The 18,889-nt window shown below is 67.3% G+C and carries 15 protein-coding genes and 1 riboswitch (1 of these 16 cut by a window edge); of the genes, 10 read left to right on the forward strand and 5 right to left on the reverse strand.

The window, feature by feature from the left end; translation table 11 throughout:
• Positions 1 to 17 precede the first annotated feature (17 nt).
• Positions 18 to 1,148, forward strand: a complete 1,131-nt coding sequence (locus J0A91_RS09070; protein WP_240502245.1) for a penicillin-binding protein activator — start codon at positions 18 to 20, stop codon at positions 1,146 to 1,148.
• Positions 1,145 to 2,767 carry a helicase HerA-like domain-containing protein gene (locus J0A91_RS09075; RefSeq protein WP_069204648.1) on the forward strand — a complete coding sequence of 541 codons (1,623 nt, stop codon included), beginning with the start codon at positions 1,145 to 1,147 and terminating at the stop codon, positions 2,765 to 2,767. The genes J0A91_RS09070 and J0A91_RS09075 overlap by 4 nt, the downstream gene beginning before the upstream one ends.
• 301 nt (positions 2,768 to 3,068) lie before the next feature.
• Here the strand turns inward: J0A91_RS09075 and J0A91_RS09080 are convergent, their stop codons facing one another.
• Positions 3,069 to 3,821 carry an energy transducer TonB gene (locus J0A91_RS09080; RefSeq protein ID WP_069204649.1) on the reverse strand — a complete coding sequence of 251 codons (753 nt, stop codon included), beginning with the start codon at positions 3,819 to 3,821 and terminating at the stop codon, positions 3,069 to 3,071.
• Between the two features lie 86 nt (positions 3,822 to 3,907).
• Between J0A91_RS09080 and J0A91_RS09085 the strand changes: the two genes are divergently transcribed.
• Both J0A91_RS09085 and J0A91_RS09090 read left to right on the forward strand, forming a co-directional pair.
• A complete protein-coding gene (locus J0A91_RS09085; RefSeq protein ID WP_069204650.1) occupies positions 3,908 to 4,783 on the forward strand; it encodes a dienelactone hydrolase family protein in 876 nt (291 codons plus the stop codon).
• 45 nt (positions 4,784 to 4,828) lie between these two features.
• Positions 4,829 to 5,467 (forward strand): glutathione S-transferase family protein, encoded by a 639-nt coding sequence (locus J0A91_RS09090; protein WP_069207178.1) that lies wholly within the window; start codon positions 4,829 to 4,831, stop codon positions 5,465 to 5,467.
• Between the two features lie 10 nt (positions 5,468 to 5,477).
• On the opposite strand, the gene J0A91_RS09095 is transcribed toward J0A91_RS09090, so the two are convergent.
• A complete protein-coding gene (locus J0A91_RS09095) occupies positions 5,478 to 6,497 on the reverse strand; it encodes a sodium:calcium antiporter (RefSeq protein WP_240502246.1) in 1,020 nt (339 codons plus the stop codon).
• A 46-nt stretch (positions 6,498 to 6,543) separates the two neighbouring features.
• Positions 6,544 to 6,666: riboswitch (yybP-ykoY riboswitch) on the reverse strand.
• A gap of 176 nt (positions 6,667 to 6,842) precedes the next feature.
• Here J0A91_RS09095 and J0A91_RS09100 point away from each other — a divergent pair.
• The 4 genes from J0A91_RS09100 to J0A91_RS09115 all read left to right on the forward strand — a co-directional run bounded on the left by J0A91_RS09100 (position 6,843) and on the right by J0A91_RS09115 (position 12,444).
• Entirely contained in the window at positions 6,843 to 7,046 is a 204-nt protein-coding gene (locus J0A91_RS09100) for a hypothetical protein (protein WP_069204651.1), read from the forward strand.
• A 168-nt stretch (positions 7,047 to 7,214) separates the two neighbouring features.
• Positions 7,215 to 9,692: a TonB-dependent receptor plug domain-containing protein gene (locus tag J0A91_RS09105; RefSeq protein ID WP_069204652.1), complete on the forward strand. Its 2,478-nt coding sequence runs from the start codon at positions 7,215 to 7,217 to the stop codon at positions 9,690 to 9,692.
• A 225-nt stretch (positions 9,693 to 9,917) separates the two neighbouring features.
• The gene (locus tag J0A91_RS09110; RefSeq protein WP_150126868.1) at positions 9,918 to 10,352 is read left to right on the forward strand and encodes a hypothetical protein; all 435 of its coding nucleotides are present in this window, start codon (positions 9,918 to 9,920) and stop codon (positions 10,350 to 10,352) included.
• A gap of 88 nt (positions 10,353 to 10,440) precedes the next feature.
• Positions 10,441 to 12,444, forward strand: a complete 2,004-nt coding sequence (locus tag J0A91_RS09115) for a TonB-dependent receptor plug domain-containing protein (RefSeq protein ID WP_069204654.1) — start codon at positions 10,441 to 10,443, stop codon at positions 12,442 to 12,444.
• Between the two features lie 237 nt (positions 12,445 to 12,681).
• Here J0A91_RS09115 and J0A91_RS09120 read toward each other — a convergent pair whose 3' ends face one another.
• Entirely contained in the window at positions 12,682 to 13,512 is an 831-nt protein-coding gene (locus tag J0A91_RS09120; protein ID WP_069204655.1) for an arylamine N-acetyltransferase family protein, read from the reverse strand.
• Between the two features lie 60 nt (positions 13,513 to 13,572).
• On the opposite strand from J0A91_RS09120, the gene J0A91_RS09125 reads away from it, so the two are divergent.
• Positions 13,573 to 14,565, forward strand: coding sequence for an L-threonylcarbamoyladenylate synthase (locus J0A91_RS09125; RefSeq protein WP_150126869.1), 993 nt, complete (start codon positions 13,573 to 13,575; stop codon positions 14,563 to 14,565).
• Positions 14,566 to 14,661: 96 nt separating this feature from the next.
• Here the strand turns inward: J0A91_RS09125 and J0A91_RS09130 are convergent, their stop codons facing one another.
• Complete coding sequence (locus J0A91_RS09130) at positions 14,662 to 15,741, reverse strand: AI-2E family transporter (RefSeq protein WP_069207180.1); 1,080 nt, start codon at positions 15,739 to 15,741, stop codon at positions 14,662 to 14,664.
• Between the two features lie 128 nt (positions 15,742 to 15,869).
• Here J0A91_RS09130 and J0A91_RS09135 point away from each other — a divergent pair, with 128 nt between their 5' ends.
• The gene (locus J0A91_RS09135) at positions 15,870 to 16,547 is read left to right on the forward strand and encodes a response regulator transcription factor (RefSeq protein WP_069204657.1); all 678 of its coding nucleotides are present in this window, start codon (positions 15,870 to 15,872) and stop codon (positions 16,545 to 16,547) included.
• 199 nt (positions 16,548 to 16,746) lie between these two features.
• Here the strand turns inward: J0A91_RS09135 and J0A91_RS09140 are convergent, their stop codons facing one another.
• Positions 16,747 to 18,889: the 3' portion of a TonB-dependent receptor gene (locus J0A91_RS09140; protein WP_069204658.1), read on the reverse strand. It continues 413 nt past the right edge of the window; only the last 2,143 of its 2,556 coding nucleotides appear in the window; the start codon falls outside the window, past its right edge; its stop codon occupies positions 16,747 to 16,749.

Raw genomic sequence — 18,889 nt, forward strand, 5'->3', positions numbered from 1 at the left:
GGCGGGTTGCGATCGTCATGGCCGCGATGCTGCTGGCGGGCTGCCAGACGGTGCTGCCGCGCGGCGCGACCGAGCCGGGCCGCCGCCCGCCGCCGCCGCGCCAACAGCCGACTCAGGTCGAACCGGGCATCCCGACCGACACCGCGCGCCACCGTGTCGCGCTGCTGGTGCCGCTGTCGGGGCCGAATGCGGGCGTGGGGCAGAGCCTCGCCAATGCCACGCAGATGGCGTTGCTCGATTCGAACAACCAGCGAATCCGCATCACCACCTATGACACCAATCTCGGTGCCGCCGCCGCCGCGCAAAAGGCGATCGCCGATGGCAACCGGCTGATCCTCGGGCCGCTGCTCGGTGACGACGTGCGCGCGGTCACCCCGATCGCGCACCGCGCGGCGGTGCCGGTGGTGGCGTTCTCGAACGATGCCTCGGCGGCGGGGCAGGGTGCGTATCTGATGGGCTATGCGCCGACCCAGTCGATCGCGCGCGTGGTCGATTACGCCAAGGCGCAGGGCATCACCAGCTTCGCCGGGCTGGTGCCCAACGGCACTTATGGCGAGCGCGCCTCGACCGCGTTCCTGCGTTCGGTGGAAAGCGCGGGCGGGCAGGTCGTCTCGCTCCAGACCTATCAGCGCGCGCCGGGGTCGATCACCGCCGCGATCACGCGGATGGGCAAGGATTCGCCGTATCAGGCGATCCTGATCGCCGACAGCGCCAACACCGCCTCGGCGGCGGTGCCGGTCATCCGCCGGATCGGCACGAGCAGCGCGCATGTGCTCGGCACCGAACTCTGGAATTCGGAAAGCTCGATGGCGAACAAGCCATCGCTCAACGGCGCGTGGTTCGCGAGCGTGTCGAACGGGCTGTACCGCCAGTACGCCGCGAAATACCGCGCGCGCTTCGGCGCGGCGCCGTTCCGGCTGTCGAGCCTTGGCTATGATGCGGTGCTGCTGACGATCCGCATCTCGGCGGACTGGACGGTCGGCACGCCCTTCCCCGAGCGGCGGCTGTCCGATTCGGGCGGGTTCGCGGGCATCGACGGTGCGTTCCGCTTCGGCAAGGATGGCGTGGCAGAGCGTGCGCTGGAAGTGCAGGAGATTCGCGGCGGCACCGCCGTGACCGTCTCGCCCGCGCCGCGCGGCTTCGAATGAGCGACGGCGGCATCTTCATCGGTGCAGGTGAGGGCGGGGCGAACCCGCAGAGCCTCGACCTCAGGCGCGCCAACCGCCACGGGCTGATCGCCGGCGCGACCGGCACCGGCAAGACGGTGACGATCCAGGGCATCATCGAGGGCTTCTCGGCCGTCGGCGTGCCGTGCTTCGTCGCCGACGTGAAGGGCGATCTGTCCGGGCTCGCGATGGCCGGATCGCCGCAAGCCAAGACGCATGACGCCTTCGCCGCGCGCGCCAAGGCGATCGGCGACGAGAGCTGGACCTATGCCGACACGCCCGTGCAGTTCTGGGATCTGTATGGCGAGCAGGGTCATCCGATCCGCACCACCATTTCGGAAATGGGGCCGCTGCTGCTCGCGCGGCTGATGGACCTCAACGACGTGCAGGAAGGCGTTCTGACGATGGCCTTCCACGTCGCTGACGCCGAAGGGCTGTTGCTGCTCGACCTCGACGATCTCCAGTCGATGCTGAGCTATTGCGCGGCGCGTGCCGACGAGCTGACCACGACCTATGGCAACGTCTCCAAGCAATCGATCGGCGCGATCCAGCGGTCGCTGCTGCAATTGCGCAGCCAGGGCGCGGAGAATTTCTTCGGCGAGCCGGCGCTGGCGATGGCGGATTTCATTGCCGCCGACGACAAGGGGCGCGGCATTGTCAACGTGCTCGCCGCCGACAAGCTGATGCAGAGCCCCAAGCTCTACGCCACCTTCCTGCTGTGGCTGATGAGCGAATTGTTCGAGCATCTCCCCGAGATCGGCGATCCCGACAAGCCGGTGATGGCGTTCTTCTTCGACGAGGCGCATCTTCTGTTCGACAATGCCCCCAAGGCGTTGCTCGAAAAGATCGAGCAGGTCGTGCGCCTGATCCGATCGAAGGGCGTCGGCGTCTATTTCATCACGCAGAACCCGATCGACGTGCCGGATACCGTGGCGGGGCAGCTCGGCAACCGCGTGCAGCACGCGCTCCGCGCGTTCACGCCGCGCGATCAGGCGGCGGTGAAGGCGGCGGCGACGACGTTCCGCGCCAACAAGGACGTGGATGTCGAAAGCGCGATCACCGAGTTGAAGGTCGGCGAGGCTCTGGTCTCGCTGCTGCAACCGGATGGGTCGCCCGCGCCGGTGCAGCGCACGCTCATCAAGCCGCCTGCCTCGCGGGTCGGCCCGATCACCCCGGCCGACCGCAAGGTGCTGATCGAGACCGATGCGATCGGCGCGAAGTACGACACGCGGATCGACCGCGAATCGTGCGAGGAGATTCTCGCCGCCAAGGCGCAGGAGGCGAGCGCCGCCGCCGCGGAGGCGAGCGCGAAGGATGCGGCGGACAAGGCCGCCGCAGCGCAGGCCAAGGACGACGCGCGCGCCGCCAAAGAGGCCGAGCGCGCGAAGATCGCCGCCGATCGCGCGGCGGCGAACAGCCCCTGGGCCAAGATTGCCACCACCGCCGCGCGCACCGCGACCTCGACGATCACGCGGCAGGTCGCGAACGAAGTGGCCAAGCAGGTGTTCGGCACGGGATCACGACGCGGCACGAGCGGCGGCGGCGATCTCGTCGGCGGCATCCTGCGCGGCGTGCTGGGCGGAATCTTCAAGGGGCGGTAGGCGACGCTGGCGGTTCGGGGCCTTCGCACGAACGGGGGGGGTATTCCGAGCATTCTGTGCCGTGATCTTTTTGCTGACGGGCGAGCCAGCCGCCCAACATGCGAAGGGCAGAGTCGCAGCCGCCCCGCTTGGTACACGCCCTTCGACTTCGCTCAGGGCGAACGGATAGGGGAATATCCGCAGACTACACGTGCGGCGTACGGTCGATGCGCTCACACCAACGTCCGTTCGTGCTGAGCGCAGTCGAAGCACGTGCCCCGCGTGCTGCGCTTGCCCTCTGACTTCGCTGTGCTTGGGATTTCTACTGATCCCCGTCGTCGTCGTCGCCGTCGTGGCCGACCACCCAGGTGTGGTCTTGGTTCTCGATCCGCGACCGGATCTTCTTGCCGTTCGCGTCGCGCGCTGGCTCGTAGCGATAGCGTTGCTCGATCAGCCGGCAGGTGGTGGCGTCGATATCGGGGTTGCCGCTGGTCTTGCGGATCGTGCAGCCGGTGGCCTGGCCGTTGACCTCGACGGTGAAGCTCACCCAGACCGTGCCGCCGACGCGGGCCTTCAGCGCGCTCCTGGGATAGTCGGATCCCCTGATGCGGCCGCTCTTCTGATACGCCTCCGATCCCCCGCCGCCGTCGCCATTTCCCGTGCCGCCGCTGCCGGTACCATTGCCGCTTCCGCCCGCGCCCGTGCCCGGCCCAGGCTTGTCGGAGGCGCCCGAACTCGCCTGCTTGCCCGCCGCCGGGGTCGGCGCGGTGACGATCGGCGGGGGGACCGGCATCGGGATCTTGGGCGGGGGCGCGACCACTTCGGTCGCCTTGGAGCGGATATTGGGCGGGGCCGCCGCGCCGGCCTTGTGGATGCTCGGCTTGGGGCGCGGTTTCGGCGGCGGGGGTGGTGGCGGCGGGACCGTTACGCCGAACAGCTTCAGGTCTTGCGTCACGACGTGCGGTATCGTCACGGTGAAGCCGGTGGCGAGCAGCACCCCCAGCCCGACCTGCAGCACCGCCGCGCCGATAGCGGCTATCACCTTCCTGTCGCTGCTGGCGCGGTATGTCGTCATTGTTGCGTGCCAACCTCGGATCGTGCCGCTAGGTTCCAACGCCAAGCCGCGCCTTTCGTCCAGCCGAATCATCCCGGAGCCTTTGCATGTCTGATTTCCGCGACCGCGCGATCCAGCTTTACGATGCCTTCACCCACGAACATCGTGACCGCCGTGCGCTGTTGCGCGACATGGTGGCGCTGACCGGATCGCTCGCCGCCGCCGAACTGCTGATCGCTGGCATCGCCGCCTCGCCGGCGGCGGCCGCGATCACCGACGCGGCGGACCCGACGCTCGATATCGTCAAGGAGGCTTATGGCGTCGGGCCGGGCAAGCAGATCACCGGCTATTTCGCATCGCCCAAGGGCAAGGCCAACCTCGGCAGCGTCATCGTCTTTCACGAGAATCGCGGGCTGACCCCGCATATCGAGGATGTCGCGCGCCGCTTCGCGCTGGCCGGCTTCCGCGCGGTCGCGCCCGATTTCCTCAGCGATCAGGGCGGCACGCCCGACAACGAAGACAAGGCGCGCGACCTGATCGGCAAGGCCGATCTCGCCGCGATCACCAGCGAGGCGGTCGGCACGATCGGCGCGATGCGCGCGCGGCCCGGCGGCAACGGCAAGGTCGGCATCGTCGGCTTCTGCTGGGGCGGCGCGCTCGTCAACCGGGTCGCGGTGGCGGCGGGTGATGCGCTGGCGGCGGGCGTCGCTTATTACGGCCCCGCGCCCGACCCGGCCGAGGCGGTGAAGGTCGCGGCACCCTTGCTACTGCATTACGCCGGCAAGGACGCGCGCGTCGCCGCGACCGGCGCGCCGTGGGTGGCAGCGCTCAAGGCGGCTGGCAAGGACGTGACCGATTACACCTATGACGGGGTCGACCACGCCTTCAACAACGATACCTCGGCCGAGCGCTACAATGCGGCGGCGGCGTTGCTGGCGTGGGACCGCACGATCGCCTTCCTGCACGCGCATCTTGACGGCTGATGTCGGCTATGTTCCACTAATGTTCTGATTCGAAGGGGGTGGATGATGGCGAGTGACCTGGTTTTATATACCAACCCGATGTCGCGCGGGCGGACGGCACGCTGGATGCTCGAAGAGGTCGGCGCGCCGTATGAGGCGGTGGTGCTCGACTACGCATCGTCGATGAAGGGGCTCGAATATCTGGCGATCAACCCGATGGGGAAGGTGCCGGCGATCGTCCACCGCGGCAAGGTCGTCACCGAGGTCGCAGCGATCTGCGCGTATCTGGCGGATGCCTTCCCGGAGGCCGGGCTGGCGCCGCCACCGGCCGAGCGGGCCGACTATTATCGCTGGCTGTTCTTCGCGGCGGGGCCGGTCGAGCAGGCGTTCACCAACAAGTCGCTCGGCGTGACGCCCACCGACCAGCAGAAGCGCATGGTCGGCTATGGCTGTTTCGAGCAGACCATCGACGCGTTGGAGGCGGCGGTTTCGGCGACGCATTATGTGACCGGCGATACGTTCACCGCCGCCGACGTCTATGTTGGTGCGCAGATCGGGTTCATGCTCCAGTTCGGCATGCTCGAACCGCGCCCGGCGTTCGTGGCGTATTGGAACCGCGTCTCCGCCCGTGATGCGTTCAAGCGCGCCGCCGCAGTCGACGACGCGCTGATCGCCGCCGCGCAGGAGGCCACAGCGGAGGGCTGAGATCCGCCGCTCACGCGCCCAGGTGAAGGACGACGAGCAGCCCCGCGAAAACCGCATAGAGCAGCCCCATCGACGCGAGCAGCGCGCGCGAGATCCAGCCGCCGCGAAAGGCGGCGAACAGGATTGCGATCGCTGTCGCCGTGACGCCGGCGGCGAGCAGCAGCGAGCGATCGAGCAGCCAAGGGGTGAAGAACAGCCCGAGCGCGGTCGGGATGGTCGCCTGGATCATCATCGCGCCCGAGATGTTGGCGAGCGCGAGCCGGTGCTTGCCCTGCCGGACCCAGATCACCGCGTTCATCGTCTCGGGCAGTTCGGTGGCGATCGGACTGAGCAGCAATGCGAGCAGTTGCGGCTTGAGGCCGAGCACGGGGCCGAGCTGTTCGAGCTGATGCACGAACAGCCGCGACGCGAGGAAGATCACCGCAAGCGCGGCGAGCGTCTGGACGATGGCGATTGCGGTGCCGGGGGTTTCGGCCCTGGGCTGGAAGTGGAGCGGCTCCAGCGCGCCTTCCTCCTCGTCATCGTTGTCCGCCTGCATCTCGTGGCGGACGTAGAGCGCATAGGCGGCGAGGAAGAGCAGCCCGAGCCACGGCTTTACCGCGAACAGCACGAGGCCGAGCGCGATCTTGACCACGAAGATGGCGAGGAACCAGCCCTGATCGCGGCTCAGCCGGCGCAGGTCGGCGCGCATCGCCGGCGTATCGGCGAGGTGCCGGCGCGACAGCAGCAGCATGATGCCGACGGTCGCATAAGCGATCGTCGCCAGCGCGAGCGGGCCGCCGAGCGCCGCGCCGATGCCGAGATCCTTCGCCGCTGCCGTCGTCCCGAACGCGACCGCGACCAACGTCACCACGCTTTCAGGGAGCGCGGTGCCGAATGCGGCGAGCACGGTGCCGGTCGCTTTCTCGCCGACCGACAGCTTGCGGCCGACCCATTCGACGCCGTTCACGAAATACTCGCACGACAGATAGATCACCACCGCCGAGCCAAGCAGAAGCGCGACCGTCACCCACAGCGAAGCCAGTTGCACGACAATCCCCCGGGGCCGGGACGGCAGACACACGGACAGGCGCGACGCCCGACCCCGAACGTCCACCGATCCATGGTCTCGTCAAACCATCAGGCCGCGCGCGCCACGGCCGAAGCCGATTGTGTTGACGCGCGCCCCGCTGCGATGCGGGCGACTACTCCCCAGGAAGCGGGGCGGGCTGTGGCCGATCGCGGCGGCGTCGTCAACCGGCTGGCGCCTGGCGGGCGTGTCAAAGGCCGGCTTGTACGCGGCGAAGCATTTCTAATAATTCCTATTTAGAGGCTGGGATATAGTCACGTCACTGTAACGGCGAACACGCCGCACGTTGGCTCAACAGGAGGACGTATGAGAAAGCTCGCTTTTCCCGCGCTGGTCGCGGCCGCGCTCGCGGTGACGGGCTGTGCCAGGCAGGCGGACGATGCCAATGCCACCGCGCTCAACGATATCGTCCTCAACGATGCCGACGGCGCCAATCTTTCCGCGACCGATTCGCTCGACGGCAACGCCACCGATTCGAACGCGACCGAGACATCGGCGAACGCGCTGTAATCCCGCGCGTCCCGCCGAAGACCCGACACGCTGGTAAGCTCCCATGCGTAACCTCGAACCCGGCGGCCTCGCTGCCGGGTCATTTTTTCCACCAGACCTAATCTGGATCGAGCCCCAAAGCCGACCGATCAGGGTACGATAAAACAAAACAAAACAGGGACATTGACCATGAAGACTCTTCGACCGCTCCTCGCCGTCGCCGTTTCGACGATCGCGCTGGCTTATGCCGTGGCCGCGCAGGCCCAGACGAGCCCCGCCACCGACACCGCCGCCGCGCCGGAAAGCGTGCCGTCCGACCCGACCGACATCGTCGTCACCGGGACGCGCACCACCGGGCGCTCGCGGCTTGAGAGCGTCTCGCCGATCGACGTGCTGAGCGCGGCGACGCTGCAGCGGCAGGGCACCACCGAACTCGGCGCATCGCTGGCGGCGGTCGTGCCGTCGATCGATTTCCCGCGTTCCTCGGCGGTGGACGGCACCGATTCGATCCGCCCCGCGACGCTGCGCGGGCTTTCGCCAGACCAGACGCTCGTGCTCATCAACGGCGTGCGCGCGCATACCTCGGCGTTGCTCAACACCAACGGGTCGGTCGGGCGCGGTTCGGCAGCGGTCGATCTCAACACGATCCCGAGCATCGCGCTCGACCGGATCGAAGTGCTCCGCGACGGTGCCGCCGCGCAATATGGCTCCGATGCGATCGCGGGGGTCGTCAACCTGCGGCTGCGCGAGGCGCGCACCGGCGGCGGCGCGTCGGTCACCTATGGCCAGTATATCACCGACGTGAAGACCGCGCGCGGCGACCGCAGCGAACGCGATGGCGAGACCGTCACCGCGAGCGCGTGGCAGGGCCTCGCGCTCGGCTCGGACGGCTTCCTCACGCTGTCGGGCGAATATCTCAACCGCAACCCGACCAGCCGGGGCGATTTCGATCCGCGCAAGACGCCGATCCGCGTGCGCTCGCGCTTCGGCGATCCCGATGTCGAGCAGTACAGCTTCTACGCCAACGCGGCCAAGCCGCTCGATGACAGCGGGTTCACTTTGTACGGCTTCGGTGGCTATCAGCACCGCGACAGCGTGAGCGCCGCGACGCCGCGCATCGTCGGTGGCACGGGCGCGAACGCCAATGCCAGCGCCGACGCGCTTGCCAGCCTTTACCCGGACGGCTTCACGCCGCTGATCGCGGTGACGTCCGAGGATCTCACCGCCACCGCCGGTCTGCGCGGCGACATCGCCGGCTGGAAGACCGACCTCAGCGTGTCCTATGGCCGCAACCAGTTGAAGTTCAACACGCGCAACTCGGGCAACGCCACCTATGGCGCGGCGTCGCAGACCGCGTTCTACGACGGCAAGGTCACCTACGACCAGATCGTCACCGGGCTCGACGTGGCGCGCGAGATCCCGCTCGGCGCCGGCACGATCAACGTCGCGTTCGGCGGGGAATATCGCCGCGAGGGCTTCCAGATTGGCGCGGGCGAACATGCGTCGTATGATCGTGCGCTCGGCGCGCCCACCAACGTCGGGTCGGGCGCGCAGGGCTTTCCGGGCTTCCTGCCCTCCAACGCGGTCAACGCGCACCGCGACAATGGCTCGGGGTATCTCGACCTCGAAGCCAAGCCGATCGACGGCCTGACTTTGGGCGCGGCCGGTCGCCTCGAACATTATTCGGATTTCGGGACGACGGTGAACGGCAAGCTCTCCGCACGCTACGATTTCACGCCGTGGTTCGCGTTGCGCGGCACCGTCTCGACCGGCTTCCGCGCGCCGTCGCTCCAGCAGCAATATTACACCTCGACCGCGTCGGTGCTGACCACCGGTTCGATCGTTGAGACCGGCCTGTTCCCGTCAACCAGCCCGGTCGGCGTGGCGCTGGGCGGCAAGGCGCTGCGGCCCGAAAAGGCGGTCAATTACTCCGCCGGTTTCGTCATCCGCCACGGCGGGTTCGATCTGTCGGTCGACGGCTATTACATCAAGATCCGCGACCAGATCGCATTGTCGGAGAATCTGAGCGGCACGACCGTGATCCAGCGGCTGCGCGACGAGGGCATCACCACCGTCACCGCCGCACGCTATTTCCTCAACGGCATCCGCTCGACCGCCAAGGGCGTCGATATCGTCGCGCATTACCGCGCGCCGACCGGTAGCCTCGGCACCTTCGACCTGACCGCCGCCACCAACATCAACAACATCAAGGTGACCCAGGCACCGCCGGCTGCGACGATCACCTCGTCGCTGAGCACCACCACGCTGCCGGTGTTCAGCCGCCAGCGAATCGTCTCGTTCGAGCAGGGCACGCCGCGCGAGAAGGTGGTCGGCACGATCGACTGGTCGCTCGACCAGTTCGGGGCGACCGCGCGCGCGTCCTATTATGGCGACGTCAACCAGCCGAGCAGCACCGGGTTCGCCGAGGACGACATCCACACGGGGCGCCATACCATCGTCGATCTCGAGGTGCGCTACACGCTGCTCGGGCGGATCAACCTCGCGGTCGGTGCGAACAACCTGCTCGACGAATATCCCGATTACGTGAAACTGGCCTCGTCGCGCGGCACCGCGCTCAACAGCACCGGGCTGGTCGGCTTTCCCTATTACTCGCCGTTCGGGTTCAACGGGCGGTATGTCTACGGCCGCATTGGCGTGAACTGGTAAGCGGGCAGGGGCGGGTTCGCACCCCCCTCCCGCACCGTTCGCACTGAGCTTGTCGAAGTGCGTGCATCAAGTGGTCCGCTTGTCGCACGTCCTTCGATAAGCTCAGGACGAACGGAGGTGGGGAGGTTCTTCTCTCCTGATCCACGTTTCGTCAAATATGGTTGGCTTCCGTGATGAAATGTGAGATGTTGTAACATCTTCGAAGCGGGTGCGAGTGGTTTGACGGTGCAGGGCAGGCATGTTGCGGGACGCGTACCGCCCGGCGACGCCGGGCGCGGCTGGTCCGGCGTGCCCGCGCTGTCGCGGGCGGTGCGCGGCGGTTTCTTCGCGCTGCTGGTGCTCGCGCTCTGGCTGCAAGGCTGCTTCGTCGCGGCGCACGTCCATGAACAACCGCGCTCCATCGCATTCTCCGCCGCGACCGGCGCGGACATCCAGCGCGCGCCGCTCGACCGTCGCCGCTCGCCGACCACGCCCGATTCGTGTCCGCTCTGCCAGGAAATCGCGACCGCCGGCGCCTATCTGCCCGCGCCCTCGGTCGAATTCGCGCTGCCCACGCAACATGCCGCCTGGTATGCGGCGATGGCGCTGGGGCACACGCTGCCACACCAGCGCTCGCACGCGTGGCGCAGTCGCGGGCCACCGGCCGCTCCACACCTCTGACATAACGTGAAGGGACGATGCGGTCCCTCGTCCCCGGCGGCTGCGCGCGTGCGCGGTCTGCCGTCAAGGTTCCTGGAGTTTTTAAGATATGCGAAACGCCCTCCTCGGAGGCGCTGCGCTCGCCGCGCTGCTGTCCGCCCCCGCTTATGCCGATACCAATCCGGCGCCCGATGATTCGCAATCGGTGTCGCGCGAAGTCGTCGTCACCGCCGCGCCCTTCGCGCTGATGCGCGACGACACGCCGACGATCGTCGCCAAGGTCGATCGCAGCCAGATCCTGCAGAGCGGCGGGGCGAGCATCGCCGATGCGCTGGCGAGCGTGCCCGGCATCTCCTCGACCGGCTTCGCCGCCGGCGCGAGCCGCCCGATCATCCGCGGCATGGACGCGCAGCGGGTGCGTATCCTCGAAGATGGCCTCAGCAGTTCGGATGTGTCCGATGTCGGCCCCGACCACGGCATCCCGCTCGATCCGCTTTCGGCGCGCAGCATCGAAGTGGTGCGCGGCGCGGCGACCTTGCGCTACGGCAGCCAGGCGATCGGCGGCGTGGTCAATGCGCTTAACGACCGCGTGCCGACGACGCTTCCCGGCTCAGCGCTCAGCGGCGAACTGGTCGGCAGCTACGGCACCGCCGCGCGCTCGGGCGAAGGCTCGGCGCTGATGGATGGCCGCGCCGGCAACCTCGCGGTGCATGCCGACGGCTTCTACCGCAACACCGGCAATTACGACACGCCCGACGGCAAGCAGCCCAACAGCTATTTCACCGGTCACGGCGAGACGGTCGGCGCGTCGTATTTCTTCGGGCCGAATTCGGACAGTCATATCGGCGCGGCAGTGATCCAATATGATTCCAAATACGGCATCCCGAGCGACACCACCTATATCGACATGCACCAGACCAAGGTGCTGACCAAATCCTCGTTCGATCTCGGCGGCGGCACGCTCAAGACGCTGACCATCGACGGCAGCTACGCCGACTACACCCACAGCGAGATCGACCCGGACACCAACGAAATCCTCTCGACCTTCCGCAACAAGGAGGTCGATGGCCGCGCCGAATTGCTGCTCGGCACCAGCCTGTTCAAGAACATCGCACTCGGTGTTGAAGTGCAGCACCGCGAGTTCTCCGCGCTGGGCGAGGGCAGCGACTATTTGCTGCCGACGACGACGCAGAGCGAGGCTGGCTATGCGTTCGTCGACACGCCTTTGGCGGCGCGGCTGAAGTTGCAGGTCAGCGGCCGGGTCGAGCATGTCCGCGTCGAGGGCACGCCGATTTCGGATCGCTTCACCACCGCCGAGTTCACGCCCGTAAGCGGCGCGATCGGCGCGTTGTATGATGCGGGCGTGGTCAAGCTCGGCTTCACCGCCGCCAGCACCGGGCGCGCGCCGGGGATCACCGAGTTGTTCGCGCGCGGCGGGCACGACGGGCCGGGTACGTTCGAGACGGGCGATCCCGGCCTCAAGGTCGAACGCGCCAACTCACTGGAAGCGACGTTGCGCATCCACAGCGGGCCGTTCCGGTTCGAGGGCAGCGCGTACAGCACGTGGTTCAACAACTATATCTACGGCGACCTGACCGGGCGCACCTGCGACGACGCCGGTGCCTGCGCGGTGGGCGATGGCGGTGACCTCAAGGAGTTGTTCTATCGCCAGCAGGGCGCGCATTTCCGCGGGCTTGAGGGCGAGGCGAACATCGATCTGTTCAAGGCCGAGAGCAGTGCGCTGCAGCTGCGTGCGCTGGCCGATTACACGCGCGCGACGCTCGACAATGGCGGCAACGTGCCGCGCATCCCGCCGTATCGCTATGGCGGCGGGCTCTCGTGGACGAGCACGCGGATCGATGCCGGCTTCCTGATGTTGCATTCGGGGCGGCAGGACAAGTTCGGCGCGTTCGACACGGCGACGCCCGGCTTCAACGCACTGAGCGCGCATGTCTCGGTACGGCCATTCACCGCGCACCCGGGGATCGAGTTCGCTGTGGTGGGGCAGAACCTCACCAACGATGTGCAACGCAACGCCGCCGCGCTCAACAAGGACGACGTGGTCTTGCCGGGGCGCAACATCCGCTTCGTGGTGAAGCTGGCGACGTTCTGATGCCCTTCAACCGTTCGTGCTGAGTAGAGATCGAGTAGCCCGCAGGGCGTCTCGAGATGAGCAGGTCGGATCGTCCCCCGGACGATCCTGAACATGCCGGGGGCATGTTCACCTGCTCATCGTATCGAAGCACAGGTTTCGCTTGAGGCCTGCCGCTCGATACACGACCTCGATACACGCTGCAGGCTACTCGACCGTTATTCAGGGCGAACGGAGTATATCATTGAGCAGCGCCGCTCAGCCCGCGAACAGCCCCAGGTGCGCGACCTCTTCCGGCGACAGGTCGATGCCGAACATCATGCTCAGCCGCAGCCGGTAGACGCGCGGATCGGTGATTTCGGTCTGCGCGTCTTCGCTGCCCGAGCGGCGGCGATAGGCGCGGTCGGTGAGCGAGGCGAAGCCGCGCGGCAGCACGATGCTGACGACGCTGGTCGTGCGGAAACGGCTGCCCGGCGCGGTCGCGGCCCAGAGGTTGCCCATCGCCAGATCGGCATCATAGGCGCCGCCGGGCACGAAGCTGTATTGCCGCTGGAAACCGTCTCCGCCGCCGCGCCCGTCGGTGGTGGCTGGGTCGCCGGCGCGCCACAGCATCCAGCCATGCTCGCCCTCGCGAGTCAGGCGGAAGCTGGCGCCGTCGGGTGCGGTCGCCTCGGCGCCATCGACCAGCGGCATCGGCGGCGTGTAGCTGCCGCCGAACCCGGCATCGGCGACCCACTCGACCCCATCCAGCGTGACGATGCTGACCGCATGAGTCAGCGGCGGCGTCGCCTCGGCAGCGAGCCACACCCGCGCGAGCTGCGGCCGCGCGGTGAAGCCGGCCGCCGCCAGCGCATCGAGGAACAGCCGGTTGTGTTCGAAACAATAGCCGCCGCGCCGCGCGCTCACCAATTTGGCGAACACCGCGTCACTATCGATCGCAATGGCACGCCCGAGCTTCACGTCGAGATTCTCGAACGGGATCGCGAGCCGATGCGCGCGCTGGAGCGTCTCCAGCCCGGCGATATCCGCCGAGACCGGCGCGGTCAGGTGAATGCGTTTGAGGTAATCGGCAAAGATGAAGCTCGTCATGTGGCCCTCTTTATATTGCGGCGCAACATGCTACATTGCCCCACAATGAACGCGCCCGGCATGATCAACAGCACCCGGACATTGGCTTTCGGCGATGCTGCCATCGCCGAGGCGGCGACGCTTATCAAGTCCGGCGGCATCGTCGCGGTCGCCACCGAGACGGTGTACGGCCTTGCCGGCGATGCGACCGAGCCGACGGCGGTCGCGGAAATCTACGCCGCCAAGGGCCGCCCGACGTTCAACCCGCTGATCGTCCATGTCCTCGATCTGCACATGGCGCGCCGGCTCGGCGAGTTCGACCGGCGTGCCGAGGCGCTCGCCGAGATGTTCTGGCCGGGGCCGCTGACTCTGGTGGTGCCGCGCCGCGCCGGGGCGGGGGTGGCGTCGATCGCCACCGCCGGGCTCGACACGATCGCGATCCGCGTGCCCGCGCACCGCGCGATGCGCGCGCTGATCGAGGCGTCGGGCCGTCCGCTCGCCGCGCCGTCCGCCAATTTGAGCGGCGCGATCAGCCCGACGCGCGCGGAACATGTGCTCGCCAGCCTCGGCGGCCGCATTCCGCTGATCGTCGATGACGGGCCGTGCGAGCAGGGCGTGGAATCGACGATCGTCCATGAGATCGACAATGCGACTCGCGTGCTTCGCCACGGGCCGGTCAGCGTCAACGCCTTGCTCGCGACGATTCAGGCGCGTGTGGGCGAGACATGGCGGGACATTCCCGGCGTCGAGCGTTTCGATCCTGGGTTGAGCGGGTTCGAGACGCGGATCGAGGCGCCCGGGCAACTCGCCTCGCATTACGCGCCGTCGAAGCCGCTGCGCATCAACGCGATCCACGCCGAGCCCGACGAGTGGATGATCGGTTTCGGCCCGATCTTCGGCGATGCCTCGCTGTCGCGCTCGGGCGATGTGAAGGAAGCGGCGGCGCGGCTGTTCGATCTGCTGCATGAGGCCGATGCCAGCGACAAGGCGTGCATCGCGGTCGCCCCGATTCCGGGCGACGGCGTGGGGACCGCGATCAACGACCGGCTGCGACGGGCCGCGCACCCGCGCTGATACTATCGTCATCCCGGCGGAAGCTGGGATCTTTCTGGGGCGGGCGTGACGACCGCCGCGCGAGACCCCAGCGTGCGCTGGGGTGACGGGGCGGGGCTACGCCGCCTCCGCGTCCACCACCGGCGCGCCGACGAAATCGCGCCATAGCATGATGAGCACCGCCATCGTCGCCGGGCCGACGAACAGGCCGAGCAGCCCGAGCGTCTCGACGCCGCCGAGGATGCCGATCAGCACCCACAGGAAGGGCAGGCGAGTCGCGCCGCCGATCAGGATCGGGCGGATGAAATGGTCGGCGATCGCGACCACGATGAGGCCGATCACCACCACCGCGATCGCCCCCGCCACCGCCGATTTGGCGAGCAGCAGCACCGCCGCCAGCGCGAACATCACCGCCGCGCCGAACGGGATCATCGCCGCGATCGCCGTCACCGCGCCGAGCAGCAAGGGATGCGGCACGCCGAGCACCAGATACACCACCCCCATCACTGCGCCTTCGCCGATGCCGACCAGCACGAGTCCGTCGATCGTGCCGCGGATCGACAGCGCCGCGAGCAGCGCGATGCGTTCGCCCGCCGGGCCGAGCATCCGGTCGCTGGCGGCGTGGCATTGGGCGAGGATCGCATCGCGGTCGCGCAGCAGGAAGAACAGGGTCAGCAGCGTGAAGCCGAAGATCACGGCGCGGTGAAGGACGTTGCTGCCGATCAACTGCGTGCGCGCGAGCCATTCGGCGTTGCGCCAATGCTGCAATTGCAGGCTCGCCGCCTCGGGCGTGGTGAGATTTTCCTGCCACCACCCCGCCAGCGCGTGCGAGCCGACCGGCAGTTGCGCGACCCAGCCCGGCACCGGCAGCCCGTGCGTGCGCGCCACCGTGACCCAGGTGGCGACCTCATGCGCTTCGCGCGCGGCCTCGGCGATGCACAGGATCAGGGGGATCAGCACGAGCAACGCCAGTGCGGTGGTGCCGATCGCGGCGAGCCAGGTGCGCGCGCGCGGCCCCGGCCAGCGCGCCACCGCGCGTTGCCGCAGCGGATCGATCGCGACCGCGATCACCACCGCCCACACCAAAGCGGGCAGGAACGCCGAGGCGATCCACAGCCCAAGCAGCCCCAGCAGCGCGGCCAGCGTGACCCGGCCGATCCGCCGCACGCGTTCGCGGATGACATCTTCATCGTTCATGGCGCGCACCCTAGCGGTATCGCCGGTTTTCGAAAGGGCCGCGAACATGACACGGATTTCACGCGCATTACGGCGTCCATGCTGGCAAGCGGCTGCGTGAGCATCCGTCGCAAGGAGCGAACACTGTCATGCGCCTTCTGATCGCCGAGAGCGATTCCGCCGCCGCGACGCTGCTGGCGCGGGATCTCGCCGAACTGGGTCATGCGTGCGAGGTCGTCGGCGATGGCCGCGCCGCGCTCGCGCAGGCCACCGAATCGCGGTTCGACGCGATCCTGCTCGAATGCCTGTTGCCGTTCGTCGATGGTGTCGCCGTCACCGCGCTGCTGCGCGATCGCGGCATCGACCTGCCGATCATGATGGTCTCCGCGCTCGACGATCTCGACCAGCGGCTGATCGCGCTGGAGGCTGGCGCCGACGATTATCTCGTCAAGCCGGCCGCGCCGGCGGAGATCGACGCGCGGCTGCGTGTGATCCTCAGGCGCGGTGCGAGCACGCGGAAGTCCGGCGTGATGTGGGCGGGCGATATCGAGGTCAACGAGATCAAGCGCAGCGCGACTCGCGCTGGCCGCGCGATCAAGGTGCAGAACATCGAGTTCCGCATCCTGTGCGAACTGGTGCGCAACGTGAACACCGTCGTGACCCGGCAGATGCTGTACGAGGCGGTGTGGAACTATGAATCCGCGCCCAAGACCAACGTCGTCGAATCGCACATGACCCGGCTGCGCAACCACCTGACCCAGCCCGGCGAGCGCGACCCGATCGCGACGATCCGGGGTGCGGGGTATATGCTCAGCGACAAGGATTGAGCGGGGAGGCTTCGCCGCCTCATCATCCCCGTTCGCACTGAGCTCGTCGAAGTGCGTGCCGAGAACGCAGTGCATGGGGCACGTGCTTCGACGAGCTCAGCACGAACGGTTTGAGAGGTTCGGTGGGTAGCATCCTCGCAGACACAAAAAGGCCGGCGACCTCGCGGTCGCCGGCCTTTCTTTCAGGTCGGTCAGGCGATCAGAAGTTGACGCTGACCTCGCCGCCGAAGGTGCGCGGCGGGTTGAAGTTGGCGTAGTCGCCGAGGATGCCGCCGTAGCCGGTCGAAACCAGCGCGCCGTTGGCACCGTAATTGCTCGTCGGCGACGAGTTCGCCGACGAACGACGATACTTGTAGGTCGTGTCGAACAGGTTGCGGGTCCACACCGAGACCGTCACCTTGCTGCGATCCCCGACCAGGATGTCCGCCAGCGCGAGACGGCCGTTCACGACGAAGCTGGCGTCGGTCTTGGTCGGCTCGAGCTGGAAGCTGTACTGGCTGCTCGCATAGTTCGCATCGAGGTGAAGGCGGATGTTCGCGCCACCAGCGATCTCGACCGGCTTGACATAGTCGATCGCGCCCGACGCCGCGTTCTTCGGCGTGTAGACAATGTAGAGCTGCTGCGGCGGAGCGCCCGGCGAGAGCGGATTGATCGCCGACGGTGCCTTCCAGTACGTGTAGGCATACGAACCGGTCAGCGTCAGTTCGGGGATCGGCTTCACGGTCAGATCGGCTTCGATGCCGCGGATCTTGCTGTTGCCGGCGTTGGTGGTCTGCTCGATGTGGCTGCCGTTGGTCGGGCTGCTGCCGTTCGTGTCGAAATAGTCGAAGTCGAACTGCGTGTTGCTGCGATCCATGATGAAGCCGGCGAGGTTCAGGCGAGCGCGATGCTCCCAGAAGTCCATCTTGGCGCCGACTTCATACGACTTGACCGATTCGGGGCCGAACGCGTTGAACTGGAGCGAACGGTCGTTCGCGCCGCCAGCGCGGAAGCCGGTCGCGTATTTGGCATACAGATGGATCGTTTCGGTCGCATCGAACGCGATGTTGAACATCGGATCGAAGCGGCTGACGCTGTTCTTGAACGCGAACGGCTGCACCGCATTGTTCACGACATACAGCGTGCCGTGACGGTCGTCCTTGGTCCAGCGGCCGCCGGCGGTGATATGCACCACGTCGCCGAGCGCTTCCGGCGTGAAGGTCAGGTTGCCGAACACCGAGTAGTTATGGTCCGACGCCTGGCTGGCGCGGGTGATGAACTGGCAGGAATTGGCGAACTGCGGAACGGTTGCCGCCAGCGTGTTGTTGCACGACGCGTCATAGCGCTGCGACCCGGAGTTCGCGCCCGAGATCGGGTTGGAATTGCCGGGGATCGGGCTGCGGATCGTGTAGGCGGTCCCGTCCGCATTCCACAGGTTGGTCAGCGGGGTCGCGGCATATTCCGTCGCGCGTTCGGTGTAATAATAACCACCGACCACATAATCGAACTGCGGCACGCTGCCGACCGCCTGGACTTCCTGGCTGAACTGATGCTGCTGGAAGAAGGACAGGCTGTAGCGGCTGAAGTTCGAGCTCGGCGCGAAGCTGCTGCGTTCCGGTCCGCCGGAGTTGTCCCACTGGTCGGTCTCGACGCCGCGCCATGCCGTGATCGAGCGCAGTTCGAGCCACGGCGCGACCTTGTACTTGATGTTCGACGTGAAGCCGTGCGTGATATCGACGCTCGGCTGCTGCGGCACGCCGACGTCTGCGGTGTACTGACGATCGGAATGTACGCCGACAAGCGGTGCCTTGGGCGCGATACAGATCGGCTTGCTGCTGCCGGCGGCAATCGTGCCGCCGCATGCGGTGTTGGTGCCCGGCAGAACGAGGCTGGTGCCATTGAAAGCGCCAACCGGAAGGTTGCCGGGGTTGTAGCTTACGAGCTGGCTGTAGTTCGGCGTGTTCTCGTCACGCGCGTAATCATAGGAGAAGTCGGCGGTGAGACCATCGACCGGCTGCCAGCGCGCGGCGACGCGGCCGCCCTTGCGATCGTAATAATTCCAGCCGGTCGAGCCCTCGAGCGGGTTCTTCACGGTGGGGTCCTGATGCTGGTACACGCCGTCGAACTTGAGCGCGATGTTCATGAACGAAGGCAGATCGAGGTGGAAGTCGGCATTGCGACCGCCGAAATTGCCGACGCCCGCCGTCATGCGGCCGCCGAATTCGCCGGTCGGCGCCTTCGAGACGAGGCTCAGCGCCCCGCCTTCGGTGTTGCGGCCGAACAGCGTGCCCTGCGGGCCCTTCAGCACTTCGATCCGCTCGATGTCGAACAGCGCCGCGTTCAGGCCCTGCGTCTTACCCAGT

This window comes from Sphingomonas panacis (genome assembly GCF_001717955.1).
Classification (GTDB): domain Bacteria; phylum Pseudomonadota; class Alphaproteobacteria; order Sphingomonadales; family Sphingomonadaceae; genus Sphingomonas; species Sphingomonas panacis.